General features: G+C 39.2%; 16 protein-coding genes. 8 read left to right on the top strand and 8 right to left on the bottom strand.

The window, feature by feature from the left end; translation table 11 throughout:
* Positions 1-7: 7 nt before the first annotated feature.
* The 4 genes from PSF42_RS14725 to PSF42_RS14710 form a co-directional block, all read right to left on the bottom strand.
* On the bottom strand, positions 8-1,423 hold the full coding sequence (locus PSF42_RS14725; RefSeq protein WP_125891792.1) for a DUF1116 domain-containing protein: 1,416 nt from the start codon (positions 1,421-1,423) through the stop codon (positions 8-10).
* Positions 1,423-2,973 carry an acyl-CoA synthetase FdrA gene (gene fdrA, locus PSF42_RS14720; RefSeq protein ID WP_272680278.1) on the bottom strand — a complete coding sequence of 517 codons (1,551 nt, stop codon included), beginning with the start codon at positions 2,971-2,973 and terminating at the stop codon, positions 1,423-1,425. The genes PSF42_RS14725 and fdrA overlap by 1 nt, the downstream gene beginning before the upstream one ends.
* Positions 2,963-3,886, bottom strand: a complete 924-nt coding sequence (locus tag PSF42_RS14715) for a DUF2877 domain-containing protein (protein WP_125891790.1) — start codon at positions 3,884-3,886, stop codon at positions 2,963-2,965. The genes fdrA and PSF42_RS14715 overlap by 11 nt, the downstream gene beginning before the upstream one ends.
* An 89-nt stretch (positions 3,887-3,975) precedes the next feature.
* Positions 3,976-4,581: an ankyrin repeat domain-containing protein gene (locus PSF42_RS14710; RefSeq protein ID WP_125891789.1), complete on the bottom strand. Its 606-nt coding sequence runs from the start codon at positions 4,579-4,581 to the stop codon at positions 3,976-3,978.
* 593 nt (positions 4,582-5,174) lie between these two features.
* Between PSF42_RS14710 and PSF42_RS14705 the strand changes: the two genes are divergently transcribed.
* Positions 5,175-6,107 (top strand): LysR substrate-binding domain-containing protein, encoded by a 933-nt coding sequence (locus PSF42_RS14705; protein WP_125891788.1) that lies wholly within the window; start codon positions 5,175-5,177, stop codon positions 6,105-6,107.
* A gap of 2 nt (positions 6,108-6,109) precedes the next feature.
* On the opposite strand, the gene PSF42_RS14700 is transcribed toward PSF42_RS14705, so the two are convergent.
* Together PSF42_RS14700 and PSF42_RS14695 are read right to left on the bottom strand one after the other, a co-directional pair.
* Positions 6,110-6,967: an alpha/beta hydrolase gene (locus PSF42_RS14700; protein WP_272680277.1), complete on the bottom strand. Its 858-nt coding sequence runs from the start codon at positions 6,965-6,967 to the stop codon at positions 6,110-6,112.
* 101 nt (positions 6,968-7,068) lie between these two features.
* Positions 7,069-9,126 (bottom strand): TonB-dependent receptor domain-containing protein, encoded by a 2,058-nt coding sequence (locus PSF42_RS14695; RefSeq protein ID WP_125891787.1) that lies wholly within the window; start codon positions 9,124-9,126, stop codon positions 7,069-7,071.
* 733 nt (positions 9,127-9,859) lie between these two features.
* Between PSF42_RS14695 and emrA the strand changes: the two genes are divergently transcribed.
* Together emrA and PSF42_RS14685 are read left to right on the top strand one after the other, a co-directional pair.
* The gene (emrA, locus tag PSF42_RS14690) at positions 9,860-11,032 is read left to right on the top strand and encodes a multidrug efflux MFS transporter periplasmic adaptor subunit EmrA (RefSeq protein WP_213913507.1); all 1,173 of its coding nucleotides are present in this window, start codon (positions 9,860-9,862) and stop codon (positions 11,030-11,032) included.
* 16 nt (positions 11,033-11,048) lie between these two features.
* Positions 11,049-12,572 carry a DHA2 family efflux MFS transporter permease subunit gene (locus tag PSF42_RS14685; protein ID WP_213913508.1) on the top strand — a complete coding sequence of 508 codons (1,524 nt, stop codon included), beginning with the start codon at positions 11,049-11,051 and terminating at the stop codon, positions 12,570-12,572.
* A gap of 38 nt (positions 12,573-12,610) precedes the next feature.
* Here PSF42_RS14685 and paaY read toward each other — a convergent pair whose 3' ends face one another.
* Both paaY and paaX read right to left on the bottom strand, forming a co-directional pair.
* Complete coding sequence (gene paaY / locus PSF42_RS14680; RefSeq protein WP_125891784.1) at positions 12,611-13,204, bottom strand: phenylacetic acid degradation protein PaaY; 594 nt, start codon at positions 13,202-13,204, stop codon at positions 12,611-12,613.
* Positions 13,205-13,226: 22 nt separating this feature from the next.
* A complete protein-coding gene (gene paaX, locus PSF42_RS14675) occupies positions 13,227-14,165 on the bottom strand; it encodes a phenylacetic acid degradation operon negative regulatory protein PaaX (protein ID WP_125891783.1) in 939 nt (312 codons plus the stop codon).
* A gap of 770 nt (positions 14,166-14,935) precedes the next feature.
* Between paaX and PSF42_RS14670 the strand changes: the two genes are divergently transcribed.
* From PSF42_RS14670 to PSF42_RS14650, 5 genes are read left to right on the top strand one after another with little or no spacing between them, the layout of a single operon-like run.
* Complete coding sequence (locus PSF42_RS14670; protein WP_248467373.1) at positions 14,936-15,721, top strand: arylamine N-acetyltransferase family protein; 786 nt, start codon at positions 14,936-14,938, stop codon at positions 15,719-15,721.
* 14 nt (positions 15,722-15,735) lie between these two features.
* Positions 15,736-16,308 (top strand): RBBP9/YdeN family alpha/beta hydrolase, encoded by a 573-nt coding sequence (locus PSF42_RS14665; RefSeq protein ID WP_213913510.1) that lies wholly within the window; start codon positions 15,736-15,738, stop codon positions 16,306-16,308.
* Positions 16,301-17,482, top strand: a complete 1,182-nt coding sequence (locus PSF42_RS14660; protein WP_272680276.1) for an MFS transporter — start codon at positions 16,301-16,303, stop codon at positions 17,480-17,482. The genes PSF42_RS14665 and PSF42_RS14660 overlap by 8 nt, the downstream gene beginning before the upstream one ends.
* 30 nt (positions 17,483-17,512) lie before the next feature.
* Positions 17,513-18,418, top strand: coding sequence for a diiron oxygenase (locus PSF42_RS14655; protein WP_213913512.1), 906 nt, complete (start codon positions 17,513-17,515; stop codon positions 18,416-18,418).
* 46 nt (positions 18,419-18,464) lie between these two features.
* Complete coding sequence (locus PSF42_RS14650) at positions 18,465-19,463, top strand: iron-sulfur cluster-binding domain-containing protein (RefSeq protein WP_272680275.1); 999 nt, start codon at positions 18,465-18,467, stop codon at positions 19,461-19,463.
* The last annotated feature ends 17 nt before the right edge of the window (positions 19,464-19,480 follow it).

Here is a 19,480-nt window from a genome sequence, read left to right as displayed (position 1 = left end):
CTGGAAACTACGCGTATTTCTGCGCGTAAGACAGCATAGCTTTTTCAAAGCAATCAAACGGTGGGTGAACAATACCTGCTCCAATCATACCGATACCCGCGTCTTTATGGGCAATGGCCGTGTTGATGACAGGTAAAATACCACTGGCTGAAACTTTCGTAATATCAATGGCTGTAGGAATACCCATAAAGCCTAGTAATGGAATAGTGACATTCGGGTTTTCACCTAACGTGATTTCACGCATCTGGCGGGAGAAGTCGACGGCTTCTTCTACCGTACCCCCCACCAGTGCCACGATAGCGGGGGCTGTTGCCATAGCAAAACCACCAATACCGTAGGTTTCTGTGATTGCAGAGTCACCGATATCTAAACCAGAGTCTTCTGGTTTGTAACCTGCAAACATCGGACCGATAACTTGCTGAGAAGGTCCTGTGAACCATTGACCCGGTAACCCACTGATACGTAAGCCAAACTCATAGCCATTACGCGCCATGGTGGTGACAACGGTGCTGTATTCGATACCGTGAGCGGCATCCATCGAAGCTTTACACATCGCCATCCACGTTGGGCCGGAGAAGTAATCGCTGCTTGCAACAAAATCAAATACTTCTTTTTGCTGGGCGACAGAGAAATCAGTTTGAATGATCCCCGTTGTAAGCGCTTGAATCAGTAAGGTTGTCCCTGCATTGTTGCGGTTATGGCACTCGTCTCCCATATGCAATGCTTGGGCTAACATTAAGCGCAGGTCGATTTCACCAACGATTTTCATTGCGTCGCGTAGCATTGGACCTAAGACATCACGCATCCAATTTAATCGGTCAATGACGCTTTGGTCATTGGCACCCATGCGCAGGATTTTCGCCATTTGTTCACTGAGGTTAGTGAATGCACGGTTACCATAGGTTTTATTTTCAACGATATGCATAAACATCGATGCTGAAGTGACGCCAGCCATCGAGCCAACGCAATCATGTTCATGGCAAGGAGAGAAAATGATTTCCCCAGAAGCCGCAACGCGTTCTGCATCGGCTAAATCTTTTGCCAAGCCTTCGAAAACCAGTGCACCAGTCACCGCACCTTTCATGGCGCCACACATATCTTTCCAAGCAACAGGTGGGCCTGCGTGCAGGATGGTATTTTTGGTCATACCTGGAACTACGTTAATCGCTTGGTCGTAACCGATTAACACAGGCTGAGATTGAATAATGCGCTCAAGTGCTTGGGCATTAGCCGCCGCAATTTTTTCTTGTAGTGCCGCATTACCTTCAATCTGGTCTAGGGCGCGAATGACCGCAACGTTGCCTTGTCCTGGAGGCGTCCAGTTTAAATGCGTGACCGGAACATGTTGTTTTTTCAAGTCATCACTGAACATTTCGATGCCAACGTTAATCACACTTAATGGCTGTTTAAATAATGAAGTCATTATGCTTTCTCCCCTTTCCATACAAACTCACGCCCTAATAAACCCGTATTGGTGCTGCTACTTGCCCAGATGACTCCGGCATCAGTTAGCATTTTGACTTGCGCATCCATTGATGGCGTATCTTGATCGGTGCCCAATACATAGCCTAAAATTTCTAATTCACGGCCATCTTGCTTGGCAATATTCTTCGCTTCTTTAATTGCATCGATCATCACGCCCACTGGGTCTTCGTGAGAACCAAAGCCTAAAACAAAGTCCATCATAATGACGCCAACTTCAGGATCACGAGCTTCTTGCAGTAAACGTTCAATACGGTTGGTTGGGTCGATCATTGGGTGTGGTTTACCGTTGGTAAAGTCATCATCACCAAAGTCGAGGAAAGTGTGCGCAATACTTTTATTGAGGTCTTTTAAGCGATAGTCAGGGTTTGGCTGAATATTGCTGTAAACATCATCGTATTTTTCCAGCGCGGCAAACATGGCTTCGTCACATAGCGTTCCACCACAGAATAAGCCTCGAATGTATTTCTGCTCAGGCTTCAGTTTTGCTCTGACTTCATCAATTAGCGGTAAATTGAGCGGGTGTAAATCTAAATCTTCTTTGCGAATACCGGTTAATAGAACAGCTTTCAGTGCTGCTTCTTTGGTGCTTTGGGCGAAGGTTAAACCCGGTTTGTCTTCTGGTAGTGGCTGGCTACCTAAGAAACACACAACAACAGGTTTATGGCATTTTTCCGCTTGCTCTAGCACTTTTTTGGCTACGCTAGGGGCTGGTGGCTTAGAAATCAATGTGATAACTTGAGTTTCATCATCGGCATCGAGCATTTTTAAGGCGTCAATCATCATGATACCGCCAATCTTCTCGCTTAAATCACGACCACCGGTACCAATTAATTGGGAAACGCCTGCGCCAAATTCGTGAATACGGACGCTGAGTTCTTGGCTACCCGTACCGGATGCACCGATGATGCCAATGCTGCCACGGCGAACGCTATTACCAAAGCACAGCGCGGTTCCGTTGATAATGGCAGTTCCGCAGTCAGGGCCCATCATCAGCAAACCTTTCTTGCTAGCCAATTGTTTAAGGGCAAGTTCATCTTCAATGGAAACGTTATCGGAAAACAGCATGACGTTGAGGTCATTTTCTAACGCAATGCGCGCTTCACGAGCAGCAAACTGACCATTGACTGAAATGACGGCGAGGTTGGCATCTGGGATATGCGTCTTCGCTGAATTAATGGTGGCGTATTTGGCTTCATGTTGCCCACCACCCTGATTTTTCTTATTAAATAAGTCTTCGATAGCAATTAATGTGGCATCGTTTGCTTCATCGCTTGGGCCTTTAATGACAATCATTAAATCGCCATTTTTGGCCTCTTCTAATTCAGGTGTTAGTAACCCTAAATTACGTAAAACGCCTTTATTCATCTCTGTTGCCATCGCGACAAACGCTTGTTCAACATTGTCGAGCTGATTGGCTTTTGTCGAAATAGACATCAGTGATACGGAATCAAAATAAGTATTCTTTTTTATGACAACTTTAGTCGACATAGTTTTCTCCGAAATAATGGGTGATATACAGGGCATCTCGCAAGCCAAATAGCATGTCGCTGCCAGAACTCGACCCGATATTTAAAATCTCTAAAATTTGTGGATAAATATATGTTTCTTTCGCATCAACTAATGATTGAATTAATTGCTGCATATTTTCTCGATATTCTTGGTTTAACGCTTTTTCCAATGTGATGGCACTAATTGGTGTCGTCTGGCTGAGGCTTTGGGTTATTCCTTGATAAAACTCAGGGTAAAAAGTGGCAGCCGGATGACCGGTTAATAATAAAAATGCCATTAACCCAACTAAGTAATCATCTCCTGATGGTGTTAGCCCGATACCTAATCCAACAAGCTGGCGGATCACATCGATAACATTTTCTTTGTTTTTCTTAATTATTGATTCAATCAATTCAGAACGTAATTGAACCAATTGCGCTGTCATAGAGAGATAAAAAAAGTTATCTCCCTGATATTTAAATAGAGAATTTTCATTTTCAGTTAAGATTAGATCCAAATTACTTATTTGTTCTTCGATATATAATAAATAATTTAATTTTTTCAGTTTGTTATCGCTAAAGTTGATAACAGGTTGCCGCCATTCTTTACATAAAGAAAATGATATTAAATAATGACTACCAATCAATATTTCTTTATTTGATAAATTAATGTTCTCTCCTTCTTTAATATCGAAAAGAGAAAAGTCTTTATTGATTAGTCGGCAACTATTTGGTGCATTATCTAACTGAGAACAAAGCAAAGTATAAAGTTCATTATCAATAGAAAAGTTAATGGCTTTATTAAAAACTTGTTCTACTGTTCCTTGGGGTTGTGGCTGATGAAACAAATTGAGAAAATGTGTATCAGCCGTTAGCCCGTATAACCTTTGCCGATGAGATATGGATGCGTTCACATGCCTCCTTATCTATACTCACCATACTTCAAATTACATGGGTGTTAACTGCACTCAGCAACCCGAATGATTTAGAGTATATGGTTTAATTATGCGCCCGCGGCAATCAGCAGCTCTACAATTTCGTTGTAACCCTTTTCACGCGCTAACTCTAATGGTTTTTTACCATATTTATCAGTCATATGTGGGTTTGCACCATGGTCTAATAGCAATTTAACGATTTGCTGTTGTTTTTCGCCACCGTCATTGAGCACGATAGCTTCTAATAGTGGTGTCCAGCCCACGAAGTTGGTGTGGTTAACATTAATCTCGGTTTTTTCAAGTAATTCGCGAACAATTTCCACGTGGCCTTTTTCACTTGCAGGTGTAATACCCACGCCACCAAAACGGGTTAATAAATCTAAATTTGGTTTTGCAGGTAAAACAATGCGTAACAATGTGAGGTCATCATTAAGGCAGCTTAATAAGAAAGGGTTAAAACAGGTTTGGTCTTGTTTATTAATATCCGCCCCTGCATTAATTAGAAAAGAAACACATTCATAATGTTTATTCAGGCTTGCATTAACAATTGCCGTGCGGCCTTGGCGGTTGGTGGTATTAATATCCACACCTTTTTCAAGACAACTTTTTAATATTTCTAATTGTCCTTTTTCAGCTGCAGTTAAAAAGTCGTGAGCGAGAGTACTAGCGGTCATCATTTTCCCCTTAGGTTGGTTTTTATTACCAACATAGATAAAGACAATTTGAAGATTATTTATGATGTTTAAAGCATAGCAATTGTCATTAATAAAAAGAATCCATTTAAATTTAATTCATCAATGAGGCGTTTGATTGTTGAATTCAATTCAATAATCCGGCTTTTTTGTGCGTACGAGCATCCTTTTTTATCGTTTTTTGATGGTTTGTGACTGTTTTATGAACAAAATTGTATGATTTATTTTGTTAATTAAAATCGAAAATCATGATTTACTCAGTTCTGTGATAGACATCAAATTGAAAGTTTTTAATTTGTTAAATTTGTAATTTTATTGATCTCGACTGTGTCGAATGTTAATGCTTGGTTTGCCTATTAAATTCAATAATATTAAGTATTTCGAATATTAATAGTGACGTTAAATGTACGGTTTTTACCTAGGGGGAATACATATCAAATTTAATCTATTCCAGTTGTTAGTAATTCTGTTAAGCTATAAAAATATGCTCGAAAAATAATCCGATTTTTGCGTTATTGAATTTTATTCACATAAAAACATGATTTGTCTAAATTTTAAACATTTTGGCGGTGGGTATGAACTCAATTTTTACGGAAGAAAACTTACTGACTTACACAACAGCAGCCAAGTTTGCGAGTTTTAGTAAAGCCGCGGAAGAATTAGGCGTGACCACCTCTGCGGTAAGTTATACCATCAAACGTATTGAAACTTATTTAGATGTCGCATTGTTTATTCGTAATACCCGTAATATTGAACTCACAGAAGCGGGTTATTATTTTTATCGTAAAGCGACCGACTTACTTAATAATTTCCATTCTATTCAAAAAAGTATTTACTCTATTGAGCAAGGTATTGAAGCGCGGGTGCGTATTTGTATTAATCAGTTATTATATACGCCGTATCATACCGCTAAGTTACTGCAAATATTAAAAAAACAATTTGCTACCTGCCATATCACCGTGACAACAGAGGTATATAATGGGGTTTGGGATGCCATTATTAATAATCATGCGGATATTGCGATTGGTGCTCCGGGTACGTTGATGGATGGCGGTGGAATTGACTACACTGAAATCGGTGCAATTCATTGGCAATTTGCTATCGCAGCAAGTCACCCATTGGCGCTGATGCCAGAGCCCATCGCTGAGAGCCAATTGCGCCTCTATCCAAATATTATGGTAGAGGATACTGCGCATACCATTAACAAGCGAGTAGGCTGGCTATTACATGGACAAGAAGCAATTCAAGTTCCTGATTTTAACACTAAATGCCAGTGCCAGATACTCGGTGAGGGGATTGGTTTCTTACCGGATTATATGATCAAAGAACATGTTAAACATGGCTTGTTGGTAACGAAACAAATTCAGAATCCGCGGCAAGACTCCCATATGCTACTCGCCACACAGCACTCAGCGACTGGGCTTGTGACACAGTGGATCCGCAAAGAATTTGGCGAAAAGGGGGTTTTAGCAGATCTCTACAGCGATCTTCTAAAACCCATCAATTAGTCTTATTGGCTAGCGACATCAAGGGCTTTATCGATGGCATCAGGGATCACTGAACCGTGGTTTTTGCCATCGAATAAGGTAAATTCACAGTGCCTTTGGTGGTTTGCAATTTCAGTGCAAACTTGGCGTGTGCTAATCCAACTTTTGCGCGCTTGGTAATTTTGTACTTGTTCGGCGCTCAATTTGGATAAATCAGGGCTCTCTTCTAAACCGCCTAAAGTCACAAATAAGGGGGAAGCCGTTTGTTTCGCCGTCAGTTTCGCTAAATCCACCATACTTCCTTTACCCCACCATAATGATGGGCTGGCCGAAACATAAAACTGAAAATCATCCGGTTGTTGTTGGTATGCCATCAAGGTAAATAATCCACCAAATGAATGGCCAAATAGGGTTTGCTTGCTTTTATCGATAGGAAACTGCTGCTCTGCCCATGGGCGGATAGTGCCAGTTAAAAATTGGTACAGTACAGGGGCCCCCCCGCCTTGTTTAAAATCCTCACCCGTAACCGGTGGGGTATAATCGAGCGTTCGCCATACTTTTGGGAAGGCTTCGTCGATGGGGTAACCAATTCCAATAATAATTGGTAGTTTATCCGCAGGGAGCTTTGCAACTGCGCGATTAACCGCTTTGGGGTATAAACCATTGCCATCAAGCATATACAGGACAGGGCGTTGTGCGGTGACATTATAGGGTACCGCACTGTAAATGCGCAGCGCACGGTCACCGTAGGCCATATCCGTTTGTTGGATATTGTAAAATTGGCTGACTTGCTCGTCCATACTCGGGATAGTCTGGCTAGGGCGTGCGAATGCACTGCTTGCCATACATAATAATAAGCTGGAAATTAATAATTTATTCAATACTCGTCATCCTTCAAGCTGCAGGGGTGTTGACTACGCTCAGCAACCCGAATTACATACTTTTGAGGGTATACCTGAAACAGGCACACCCTCAGAGCTAATTAGAAACTAACGTTAACGTTCGCCCAATAGCGGCGTCCGTCTTCAACATCCCAGTTGCCATCAACTTTATCAATTTTAGGCCCTTTCTCATTACCAATATTCAGTACCGCAAAGTTCAGTTTCGTATTCTTAAATACTTGGTAAGTTGCCCCTACATCCATGGTAGTGTAGCCACTGCGGTAACGAGGTACTTTCGATCCATTACGTTGTGCAGCCCATACTTGCTCACCGATATATTGCGCACGAGTATATAGATTGAGGTCTTCGTTAAACTGCCAATCTAATTTTGCGTTAGCCATATGTTTTGGTGTTTTATCTAACGGGTAGCCTTTAAGTGATAAAGTTTTGTTGAGTTTTTCATCATCACTTTTGCGTTCTGAATCAGTATAGGTGTAATTCATACTGAGCTTCCAACGTTGAGCTAAAGGAATATTAGTAGCGACTTCGACCCCTTTAATATTGGCTTTTCCCACATTATCATATTTGTAAATGGAGAGATCTTTAATCGTATCTTTTTCACCAGTATCATAGCTGGTTAATTTATTTTTAAAGTCGGTATTAAAGAAGGTTAAGCTAGCATCAAAGCCTGATTCATGGTTATACACGATACCAATTTCTTCGCTGACGCTTTTTTCCGGTTTGAGGTCTGGATTACCATAAATAATCCCATTTCCACCTTCAGTGGAGGTGCCATAACCTTTACTCACTTCACGTAACGTTGGGGCACGAAATGCAGACGAAACACCACCTTTAATGGTGATTTCATCTGTTAAATAATAAACCGCATAACCACGAGGGTTCCAGTGGTTACCATAAGTTTCATGGTGATCTAAACGTAATCCGCCTGTTAGAATAAGATCCTCGGTTGCGGTAAATTCGTTTTCAATAAATAGTGCGGATTGGTCGACACTCATACTGTTATTTTCAAATTTTCCTTTTGAAACCAGTGAGCTGTCTTTGAGTTTTGAGTATTGGTATTGACCACCAACGGTTAGGATATTGTCCGGTAAAAACGCAACAACTTTACCATCTACGACAGTGTTGGTAATTTCAGGTACACGGCCTTCATAGCGGTATTCGAAAAGTTTTGGATTTGTATTTTCTATCTCAATCTCGGTTTTGGTTTTTCTTTTGGTTTGTTCTTGATAAACACTCAATTCAGTATTAAACGAATCCCATTCACCTTTATACGTGAGTGCAGCATGATTTCGATTATTATAGATTTGGGTCTTCTTGTTGTCTTGCTTTGATTTTCCTCGCATTTCATATTCTGCAAGGGACTTACCTGGATTTTCTTCCCTTTCTTGAGTGGTTCTACCTGCTTCTAATAAGAAAGTTTGGTTTTCCATCGGGGTAAACGTCAGTTTTGCGGTTAAGCTTTTATTGTCTTTTTTGTAGTGGCCGTCAGTAATTTTATCTTCTTGGCGGTAATCCCCACCACCATATAATTGCAGGCCGAGTTTATCTTGAATTAATGGGCCTGATAGGTAGAAGTTACCGTCGGTGGAATTACCGCTATCGCTATTTTCTTGAATAATCGCGCCTGTTGTCACACTACCGTGCCATTCATTGGTCACTTTTTTGGTGATGATATTGATAACACCACCCATCGCATCAGAACCATACAGGGAGGACATAGGACCACGGATCACTTCGATGCGTTCAATCGCTTCAACAGGTGGCATAAAGCCCGCTTCAAAACCACCACTGCCGTTTGGACGTGATTCACGGCTGTTTTGACGACGCCCATCGACCAATATCAACGTATATTCGCCGGGTAAGCCGCGGATATTAATATCTTGTTTATTGGCAGCACCAACGATACTCACCCCTTCTACGTCTTTAACCGCATCGGCGAGGTCACGAACAGGTTTGTTTTGTAGTTGGTCTGCACTGATCACAGTCACGCTAGCTGGAGCATCACGCAGTTGTTGCGAGAAGCCTGACGCACTGACGACCATAGTATCTGTTTTACTGTCTGCTGCTGTAGCGCTAAATGAAGATAAAGCCGCACAAACACCGGCGGCAATAAGGGTGTAGTGATATTGCGAAGTCATAGTTATCCCTAGTAAATATAAATGAGAATGATAATTATATTGTTTGCGAATACTATCACTAAAACATATCAAAAATAAATAATGTGCTAACTAATTTATGAGCAATATTTGATCTCAGCTAAGAATTTTCACCTACGGTATTTTCTTCAGTCACCACGTTTGTCTAGTTTAACGAAAAATTAAGGTTTAACTTGTTCGGTTACCGCTGTAAATAGCATTACATTAGCCTTATTAGCACAGGAAGACCGCAATGAGTAAAGGGATAAAAGCTGGCCAAAAGGCCAGTACTGACCCGTACACATTATCACTCTATTAAGCACTGCATTAAGTCCATATTTTATCGACTCATCGAACGCCAATTTCACTCGTATGACCAAAAATAAAAATTGTAAGTTAATAAAATATAAGAGTGGCCTAATAAATAGGGTTATTACATCAAAAAAAGAATGTCAGTAATTGAATGGTAATTTGTTATCAAAAATAAATATAATTAAATATTTTTTATTTTTAATTCTTCCCATTAATCTAATTAAGAATGGATTTGATTAAGTTGATAATAAAAATCAATTTAATGTTCAATTCGGTTTGTTTGTAATTACTTGTTTTATATCAATGGATTAGTTGTTTTTTGTTAGGATTAATTTAATCGTAAATTATTAGCTATTGCTTTATTACATATACTTCGTAAATATAGAGGGAGAATTAATATTGATTTCAGACCTTGAGAGTTATTATGAGTCAAGAAACCCATTCAGAAATACACAATCAAAAAACGACCAATGAAAAACGTAGAACAATATGGATGGTGATAGCCACAATAATTATCGTTCTATTATTTGTAGCCTATGGTGTTTATTGGTTTTTAGTTTTACGCTTTCAAGAATATACCGATGACGCCTATGTATCTGGTTTGCAGATACCGATAGTTGCGCAAACAACGGGTAATGTTACTCAAGTTAACTTTGAAAATACCGACTTGGTAAAAGCGGGTGACGTATTGGTTGTATTGGATAAAACTAATGCCCGATTGGCATTTGAACAAGCCAAACATGATTTAGCAACAACTGTGCGCAAAACCAAAGAGCTGTATATTAATGGTGATGAGTATCAAGCGCAAATTCAAAAAAACCGGGTGACACTTGCGCAAGCGCAAAAAGATTATCAACGTCGTGTGGCGCTAGGGCGTAGCGGAACTATTTCGAAGGAAGACCTACAGCACTCCCAAGAAGCCGTACAACTTGCGCAGGCGGCTCTGGATATTTCAATTCAACAATATAATGCTAACCGTGCATTGCTGCGCAACACGGAGCTTAAAAAGCAACCGGCAATTCAGCAAGCAGCTGATAGCGTACGCAGTGCGTGGATAAACTTACAACGTACTGAAATTAAAAGCCCGATGACGGGGTATGTTTCACGGCGTAATGTTCAAGTTGGTTCTCAAGTCAGCCCACAGAGCTCTTTAATGGCCATTGTGCCTGTCCAGCCTGTTTGGGTAGATGCAAACTTCAAAGAAACCCAACTGGAAAAAGTCCGTATTGGGCAACCCGTGACTATCAATAGTGATTTTTACGGAGAAGATATCGTTTATAACGGCACTGTTGTTGGGCTTGATATGGGAACCGGTAGTGCTTTTTCATTATTACCCGCCCAAAACGCGACAGGGAACTGGATTAAAGTTGTACAGCGTTTGCCTGTCCGTGTTGAATTAGACCCTGAGCAAGTGGCGAAGCATCCATTACGCATTGGGTTGTCTATGAATGTCACGATAGATATTAAAGACCAAAATGGCCCTGTGTTAGCGGAAGTTCAGCGTACAGTACCGGCATTTGAAAGTGATGTGTTGGTCTTAAACTTAAGTGATGTCGACCACATCATCGACACCATTATCAGCGATAACGCAGACTAGCTTGAAAGGAGCCGTTGTGGCAGATATTCAACCACTTAAGGGTGCAAAACTGGTATGGGCAACGATTGCGTTGTCCCTTGCAACTTTCATGCAGGTGCTTGATTCCACGATTGCTAACGTGGCTATCCCGACTATAGCTGGTGATCTCGGGGTTTCCATGTCACAAGGAACCTGGGTCATTACCTCGTTTGGCGTATCGAATGCGATTTCTATTGCGATTTCAGGTTACCTCGCGAAGCGTTTTGGTGAAATCCGTGTTTTCTTATGGGCAACGGCACTTTTCACATTATTTTCATTACTTTGCGGGTTTTCTGATAGCCTTGGTATGCTGATTTTATACCGTGTATTGCAAGGTGCTGTTGCAGGGCCAGTGATCCCGCTTTCGCAAAGCCTTATCATGCGTTGCTACCCGCCGAAAATGCAAAATATGGCGTTAGCATTTTGGTCGATGACCATTATTTTAGCCCCAGTGTTCGGTCCTATTTTCGGTGGTTATATTAGTGATAATTTCCATTGGGGATGGATATTCTTTATGAATGTGCCTTTGGGAATTTTCGTCATTATTGTTGGCTCTATTATCCTAAAAGGGATGGAGTCGAAGATCGTGAAAGTCCCATTCAATGTGATTGGTTTGGCGCTACTTTCGGTGGGCGTTGGTTGCTTACAAGTTCTGCTCGATAAAGGGAAGGAACTGGGATGGTTGGCGTCGAATGAAATTGTTATCTTAGCCGTTGTTTCCGCGATTGCATTGGTCTTCCTCGTGATTTGGGAACTTACTGATAAAAACCCAATTGTCGAATTATCGTTATTTAAATCGCGCAATTTTACTATCGGGACGATTTCTGTCAGTTTGGCATATATGGCCTATTTCGGCGCTATTGTATTGTTGCCGCAACTCTTACAGGAAGTGTATGGCTATACAGCAACCTGGGCAGGGCTAGCATTGGCGCCCATTGGCTTATTGCCAGTGTTGTTCTCGGCTCCTGTGGCGAAATTATCCGATTTTCTTGATATTCGCTGGATAGTGACCTTTAGCTTTGTATTCTATGCGATTTGTTTCTTCTGGCGAGCGTATACGTTTGAGCCGGATATGGGCTTTTCTGCTGTGGTTTGGCCGCAATTGGTACAAGGGATGGCAGTAGCTTGTTTCTTTATGCCACTGACCACATTAACCCTTTCAGGCCTCCCGCCGGAAAAACTCGCTTCCGCGTCGAGCTTAGCCAACTTCTTCCGTACCTTAGCGGGTTCAATAGGGACTTCCATTACTACAACGTTGTGGAGCGATAGAGAAGCCGTGCATCATAGCCAATTAACGGAATTTATTACCGATTACAATCCTGAATCTTTAGGGATGTATCAAGAAATGGCAACTCATGGATTGAGTAATGAACAGACCTCCGGCTTTATTGCCCAGCAAATTACTAACCAAGGATTAATCATTGCTGCCAATGAAATTTTCTGGCTCTGCGGCTGGGTCTTTATTGCACTGATTATTACGGTTTGGTTTGCTAAGCCGCCATTTGGTAGCAAGGCAAAATAATTGAGAGATGGGGCAACGTATGTTTCGCCCCATCTAGCTTATAACTGGGATTTAGGAATAATATTTTCGAAATGTAGGGCCGGCCGGTTTGCTTCGATTTCTTGAAGCGGCTCGACTTCTTTAAAGGTGTTTAAGCAGCGTGTGACTAAGTTTTGATAATCTTTGGTTCCGCTGGTTTTCCACGCAATCTCTTTTTCCGATAGCGCGCGTAGCACTTTGGCCGGTGTTCCTACGATAAGGCTATTATCAGGAAATATTGTTTCAGCCTTGACGAAAGCACAGGCACCGACAATTGAGTTTTCCCCAATCACCGCACCATCCATAATCACACTGTTCATCCCAACCAAGGCGTTACGTTTGATATGGCAGCCATGTAAAATAGCACCATGGCCAATATGCCCATTTTCTTCAATGAGGGTTTCATATTGCGGGAAGCCATGCATTACGCAGTTATCTTGCACGTTTGCACCATCTTTGATAATCAATCGGCCAAAATCGCCACGTAAACTGGCATTTGGCCCAATATAAACATTTTTACCAATAATCACATCTCCAATCACTACCGCAGTAGGGTGGACAAAACTTTCAGGGCTGACGACTGGCGTAATGCCATCGATTTGATAAAAAGGCATATGGGCTCCTGTAATAGAGGTTTTAGGCTGCGAGGTCTCGGAGTACACCACCAAAGCGGCGATAGTAAGCGCTGGATGGTTGAGGAAGTTCGCCTACCGTGGTTTCACACTGTTCAGAAACATATTGGGTCGCAGCTTGGTCGATACGCTGATAAATATTGGTGCAAAGGTGACGCGCAATATGGCCTTCCCATTGTATGGGGAGGAGTTCGTCTGGCAATAACGGGTCTTTTAACGTGACACGGCGATAGAAATGGATCAGCAATAAACGTAATTGAAAGCTGTGTTCCGGGGAAATTTGCACATCAATATTTTCTTTAAGCAGTAATGCGAGTGGCCTAAATAATGAAATAAATTGGTGATAGTGTTCTGAAATTTCTTGCAAAGACCAAGCATGGGAAACCAGTTCTTTGAGGTTTTTTTCTGAGCGGCTATAGGGGTAATCTGCGTGAAAATAAATGACATTTTCCGTCGCATTGAGTTCATTGAGTAACGTCGGTACATCACTTTGTGCACAGCTTGGTGCCGCCATAAGTGATGAATTAAACTGCCCGAAACCAAGCCAGCTCAGTTCTTTTTTTAGCCTGATTTTTTCGTCTTTTTCAGCGGTTTCAAGAAGAAGTAAGTCCCACTTTCCATCCCAATCAGGCTGCTCTGCGAGATAAATTTTATTTTCTGCACGGCGAAATCGGCTTTGCCCGCGCTCAGAAATACGGTAATAGCTGCGACGGCCGATTTTTTCTGTATCAAGCCAACCTTCTTTTTGTAAGCGGAAAACAGAAGTTCGAACAAAACGATCAGTAAAGCCCATCGGCTCTAACAGCTTAGTTAAGCTTCCTAACCACACTTCGCCACCACGATGGTGCAAAGCATCACCATATAGTGAGCTAATGAGAGAGGTACCACTAATAGGTTGACTTGCTATTGCATGTTGTATGAATTGGTTAAGTTTATTTTCCATTTATATTTCATCTATAAAATTTATGTATCAGAAGGCTTACTGAATAGTAGACATAAATTTAAAGGTTGTCTTTGAAGTGACTCTATAAAGTTGATACTTTTAGTTAAATGGCTTGCAAGGCCTAATTTCAGTATTCAACTGGAGTCAGATTTTTTAATTTGATTTTTATCCATTAGGTATTGCAATACTCTTCAATAGTGCCGAGGCTGTTTTTACCTGTGTGGATGATCAAGCGATCACATTCCTAGTCATATCGGACATTCACCATATCGTCGTTCTTTATAGTGTGGAACAACGTACTTAATATCGATTGGTACATGTTAAAGCCAGATAGGCCTTCAAAGGTAAGTTTCTTTTGAGTCTGTTATTGAGTCTGAGTAGTAGGTATATCGGAACTACGGAAGTGAGTAAATGGTCATAATAAAACTGACTCCACCTGTACCAATGACGAATAGCAGATGAAAAAATAAATTATCGTGTTGAAAATACTCAATTACTCGTTTGATTTATAGTTAAGCTTTGAATTCTAATTATTCAATTTATGAGTAACGATTTCAATTAATTGTTATTAAAAGGAAAAAATAAATACATTAATTACTAGAAATAAAGATTCTTACTGTATGAACAAAAGTGTTGCGGAAATTAATATTTTTAACATACCTTGTTTACATTAAGAGTAGAAAAAAATATTAATTGTTTATTAATAAGGTTAGATATCTTTTTTCTTTTTTTTAGTTACTACCAATAATTAAAAATGGAGTTTTACTGGTATGAATAATTACGTGAATGAATATCTTAGAAGATTGAATGTTTCCCCCTCTGAATTGTCAAAACTCGAGTTTTTATTCAGGCTGCATCATGCTCATTTTTATTTAATTCCATTTGAAAATATAGATATGAAACGGAACGCTTTAGAGTTTATATCTGATCAGGATGTTATGAAAAGAATTATTTATAGTAACCGAGGGGGAGTGTGTTTTGAACTTTCCATTTTAATAAAATCCGTATTTAAGCATTTGGGTTATAATTACGGGATTAGATTAGGGAGAGCTTTAACGCCTAAAATAACACCCGCCACACACCAATTCTTTGTTGTAAATATAGATGGAGCCAAATGGATATTTGATATTGGTTATGGAGCTAAAGGTCCTCGCTCTTTACTTAAATTATCTGATGGTTATTTACATGAACACCCATTTTTATCCTCAAGAGTTGAAAGACACAATGAACATGGTTGGGTTGTTTCAGTAAAAGAAAATAGCCAACCAAATGAAAATTGGGAAAACATATATTCTTTTCATGATATTGAAGCACTCAAGCAAGATGTGGAAATGGCTTATTTTTATACTCTACACTCTTCAAACAGCCTTCTCAATAAAAATGTAGTAGTGAGCTTACCGAAAGAAATGGGAAGGATTAGCATTCGTAATAACGTATTTACAGAAATAAAAGGATATTCCGCATCAAACATAAGTATTACGAATAAACATATGATGTCAGATTTACTGTTTGAACGTTTTGGGATTGATATCCCTCCCTCTCTCCTTACTAACTAGAGAAATAAAAACCCATGAATGCAACATATCTCATTGTTCCTGGATATACAAATTCAGGTAAGGGTCATTGGCAATCCTACATGGAAAGAAAATATAGTAATGTCATTCGTGTGCAACAAGATGATTGGAATAATCCATCACGGTATGAATGGGTCGAGAAAATAGATAAAGCAGTTAATGATATTGAGGGAAACATTGTACTTCTGGGTCATAGTTGTGGCGCGGTAGCCATTACTCAATGGGCTGCTTTCAACGCTTGCGAGAAGATAAAGGCATTAATTCTTGTTGCTCCAGCAGATGTTGACTCTGAAATAGCGATTACTCCGATTAAAAATCAGAGGCCATTACCATTATGTTCACTAAATACCAAGTCGTTGCTTATATTTAGCAATAATGATGAATACTTAAGTGAGTCTCGTGCAATTTATTTGGCAAAATTATGGGGTTGTACGACCCATTTTATTCATAACGCTGGTCATATTCACACCAATGCTGGATTCGGAGAATGGATAGAAGGTGAGACTTTATTTGAAGAATTCACAGGTTTTTTATTACTAGATTCGAGAAAAGGGACTGAAGATGTTTGAGGATATCAAACAGTTTTCTCCTGCTGTGCGCCATTTCCTTATTGCAACATTCTTAATGGGATTAAGTAATGGAATGTTTGATACGGTTTATAATTTTTATCTAGAAGCTCGCGGTGTGGATAAAACAAAAATTGGTTACATTTATGCGGTTGCAATGTGTATGATGGCTGGTGTTGTAATTCCATTGATATATCTAAGCAGACGTATGTCTCAAAAAAAACTACTTATTATTTTTTCATTCATTTACGCAGTGCCATTCATTCTATTGCCAATAGTTTCCTCTGTATGGGTAAGTGCAATTACACTTGGATTAATACTTTCAGGTATGATTGCATTATTATCTTTGGGTAATTCATTGACTGGTTCAAATACTAAATCTGAAAGTAGGACAATACTATTCAGTTGTTTTTTTGTTGCTTATTTAGGTGCGGCAATGATAGGCTCGCTAATAGTTGGTTTTATAACTCATTATTTAAAATCAATGGCTCTAATAAGTTTTCAGCTAATTCTTTTAACTTCTTTTATTTCTTCAATTTTGATGATCTATTTTCGGTTTAAATCTATTGTCGGGCTTTCTGAACCGGAGAATGATGCAAGAAAATTCACCTGGGGAAATAAAATGGAATGGAGGAATTTATCTAAATTATTTTTAGCATCTTTATTTTTAGGTGCTTCTATTACATTAATATTTAGGTTTGTTAATGTTTTATTTAATTTAGCTTATTCCATGAGTTTGAGCGAAATATCTCTAATAATGAGCATTGATAAAATAATTAGTATTGTAGGTGCGTTATTTTCACCACTTCTTATTAATAAGCTTACATTGAAGCCGACTATAATGATCATTGGAATATTAACCGCTTTATGTCTTTATCTACAGTCACTCCATATATCGGTAGTCACTTTTATTTTACTGTATTTTATCAGATTACTGCTAAATTATTGTTTGATGCCGCTTTTAGATACTCTAGCAATTACTGGTTTTTCTACTGAAAGAACACTTTTATCCACAAGTGTGCGACAGCTTGCATTTTATTTAGGGAGTGCCCTATCGGCCATAACTTATGGGAGGTTATTGGATGCGGGATATTGGGAGAAAGCTTTAGTTATATCTTCTATCTTTGCATTTGTCGGCACTATCTTCATGAGTCTTATTCATGTAAAAAACAAATAATATTTCTATATCTAATATGTAGGGGGTTAAATGAAAACTACTTTTGAAATACCAGATAGTCATAGCGTTGAATTGATGTTATCCAAACTTTCGATGCTTTGGGCAAATAGAGCCGCAGTTAATAATAAACATTTAGACTACGCAGATCTTGTTTTCGATGCTACAAAGAGTGACTTCAGTGAATCATTATTACCATTTAGAAACCACGATGCGTGGAAGGAAGCTCCTGAAATCGTTAAAAGCCGATGCTTATCATACGCATGGGGGATTTATAATTTAAAGACAATCTATATAGAATGCGATGTAGTTACTCCGGCTTGTGAAGATATTATTAAATGTCCACCGACTAACTCTAAGAATAGAGCTAGATTACAGGATGTGATGTCCGAAGCTCTTCTTGATGAAGCTTTGCATACAAGAATGTCGATTATGGCATGTAATTATATTTATGACCGTAGAAAATTAGAGCATCTAAATTACACTGATTTTAATTTGATTAAAGCTCGTCAGGTAATGCTTTCGGATTGCACCGCTGAGTGGCAAAGACGACTAACTTGTTTTGCCGTGGCGTGCGCAAGTGAAACTTTGATAACCGACTATCTAAAGGTTATGGCAGAAGATTGCAGCATTCAAAATATTTGTCATGAGGTTACAAAAACTCACGCTCATGATGAGTGGAGCCATTCTAGTGTTTTCAGTTATGTTGCTTATGATATTGTCCGTGATTTAGGTTTTAGTGAGCGTAAATATATGAGAGATATAATGCTGAGAACTGCTAACCTTTTTGCTGATAACGAACTTGGATCTTGGAAGGAGGCTTTCAAGCTTTCAGGTATGCCTCATGCAAGAGATATTATTGAAGAGACAGATAACTTAAATGAAATTCAGATTTATTTAGAATCGGCAGAAGCTGTAATTACCAGAATAGGCTTATAGTTAAAATAGAGAGTATGAAATGAAATTCACTTTGGTAGAGTCACATATGTTAACCGACAAAATCAGGATGTTTCTTCTTAAACCGACATTAGACTCAGATATTCTAACTGGCGCAGTTCCTGGAAAACATTTCAACTTCCAATTTATTGGAAGAGATAAACGATTAAAACAACGTAGTTATACACTGGTATCTCAGGATATAAATAACCACTATAAATTTATTATTGAGAACAGAGGATGCGATAGTGAATCTTCAACAATATGGAAATTGTTATTAGATAATGTAGGCATTAGTGTTTGTGGGGTCGGAGGTGAAATAACATTTGATACTATTAAAAATAGTAGAAATGTACTTTTACTTGCAGGAGGAATTGGTATAACGCTACCTATTTCTTTAATTTATGAATGCGCTAAATATTATAGCCACATAATGTCAGATAAGAACATCCAATTAGTTATAAGTTATCCCAGTCTTAGAGATATTCCATATTTAAATGAGTTTATTGGTTTTCACTTTAAATATAAATGGTTTACATTGAGGATTAACATTACGCGCTCTAAATTAAGAAAGACTAGTGATATTATTAATATGGGCAGAATAGACTTAGCAACTGAAAAAATAAATGGAATTCCAGATACAGTAGTTATTTGTGGAAGCAAAATGTTTACTGAATCCATGGTTGCAGGTGTTAGATACAGTTTTCCACAAGCATCTATTTTCACGGAAGTGTTTGGTTCAACTCAGGTTCAACTTACTAACTCCGAAGAACTCAACAAAGATAAAAGTATTGTAAGAGTAAAGGACTTCGATACGCCATTGTTAATAGATAATAACAGAACTGTGTTAGATAACCTATTACAGCATAATATCCCTATTAGATATATTTGTTATTCGGGGATTTGTGGTAGCTGTAAATATAGATTAATTAGAGGTTCAGTGTTGAACCATCCTGAATTTTGTTTAACAGAAAAAGAAAAGGATGAGAATATTCACCTTGCCTGTTGTTCTTTTCCTAAAACTGATATTGATATTGAAATCGTCTGAGGTTACTAATATAAGGA

This window comes from Providencia sp. PROV032, from assembly GCF_028484875.1.
GTDB classification, from domain to species: Bacteria; Pseudomonadota; Gammaproteobacteria; order Enterobacterales; family Enterobacteriaceae; genus Providencia; species Providencia rettgeri_E.
Note: the sequence above shows the minus strand (reverse complement) of the source record. Positions and strands in the feature narration are given on the sequence as shown.

Coding starts and splice junctions, on each gene's coding strand:
- PSF42_RS14665 (WP_213913510.1), top strand. CDS start 15,736: ATGAATGCAACATATCTCATTGTTCCTGGATATACAAATTCAGGTAAG.
- PSF42_RS14670 (WP_248467373.1), top strand. CDS start 14,936: ATGAATAATTACGTGAATGAATATCTTAGAAGATTGAATGTTTCCCCC.
- paaX (WP_125891783.1), bottom strand. CDS start 14,165: ATGGAAAATAAACTTAACCAATTCATACAACATGCAATAGCAAGTCAA.
- PSF42_RS14710 (WP_125891789.1), bottom strand. CDS start 4,581: ATGACCGCTAGTACTCTCGCTCACGACTTTTTAACTGCAGCTGAAAAA.
- PSF42_RS14655 (WP_213913512.1), top strand. CDS start 17,513: ATGAAAACTACTTTTGAAATACCAGATAGTCATAGCGTTGAATTGATG.
- PSF42_RS14725 (WP_125891792.1), bottom strand. CDS start 1,423: ATGACTTCATTATTTAAACAGCCATTAAGTGTGATTAACGTTGGCATC.
- fdrA (WP_272680278.1), bottom strand. CDS start 2,973: ATGTCGACTAAAGTTGTCATAAAAAAGAATACTTATTTTGATTCCGTA.
- PSF42_RS14695 (WP_125891787.1), bottom strand. CDS start 9,126: ATGACTTCGCAATATCACTACACCCTTATTGCCGCCGGTGTTTGTGCG.
- PSF42_RS14650 (WP_272680275.1), top strand. CDS start 18,465: ATGTTAACCGACAAAATCAGGATGTTTCTTCTTAAACCGACATTAGAC.
- PSF42_RS14705 (WP_125891788.1), top strand. CDS start 5,175: ATGAACTCAATTTTTACGGAAGAAAACTTACTGACTTACACAACAGCA.
- paaY (WP_125891784.1), bottom strand. CDS start 13,204: ATGCCTTTTTATCAAATCGATGGCATTACGCCAGTCGTCAGCCCTGAA.
- PSF42_RS14660 (WP_272680276.1), top strand. CDS start 16,301: ATGTTTGAGGATATCAAACAGTTTTCTCCTGCTGTGCGCCATTTCCTT.
- emrA (WP_213913507.1), top strand. CDS start 9,860: ATGAGTCAAGAAACCCATTCAGAAATACACAATCAAAAAACGACCAAT.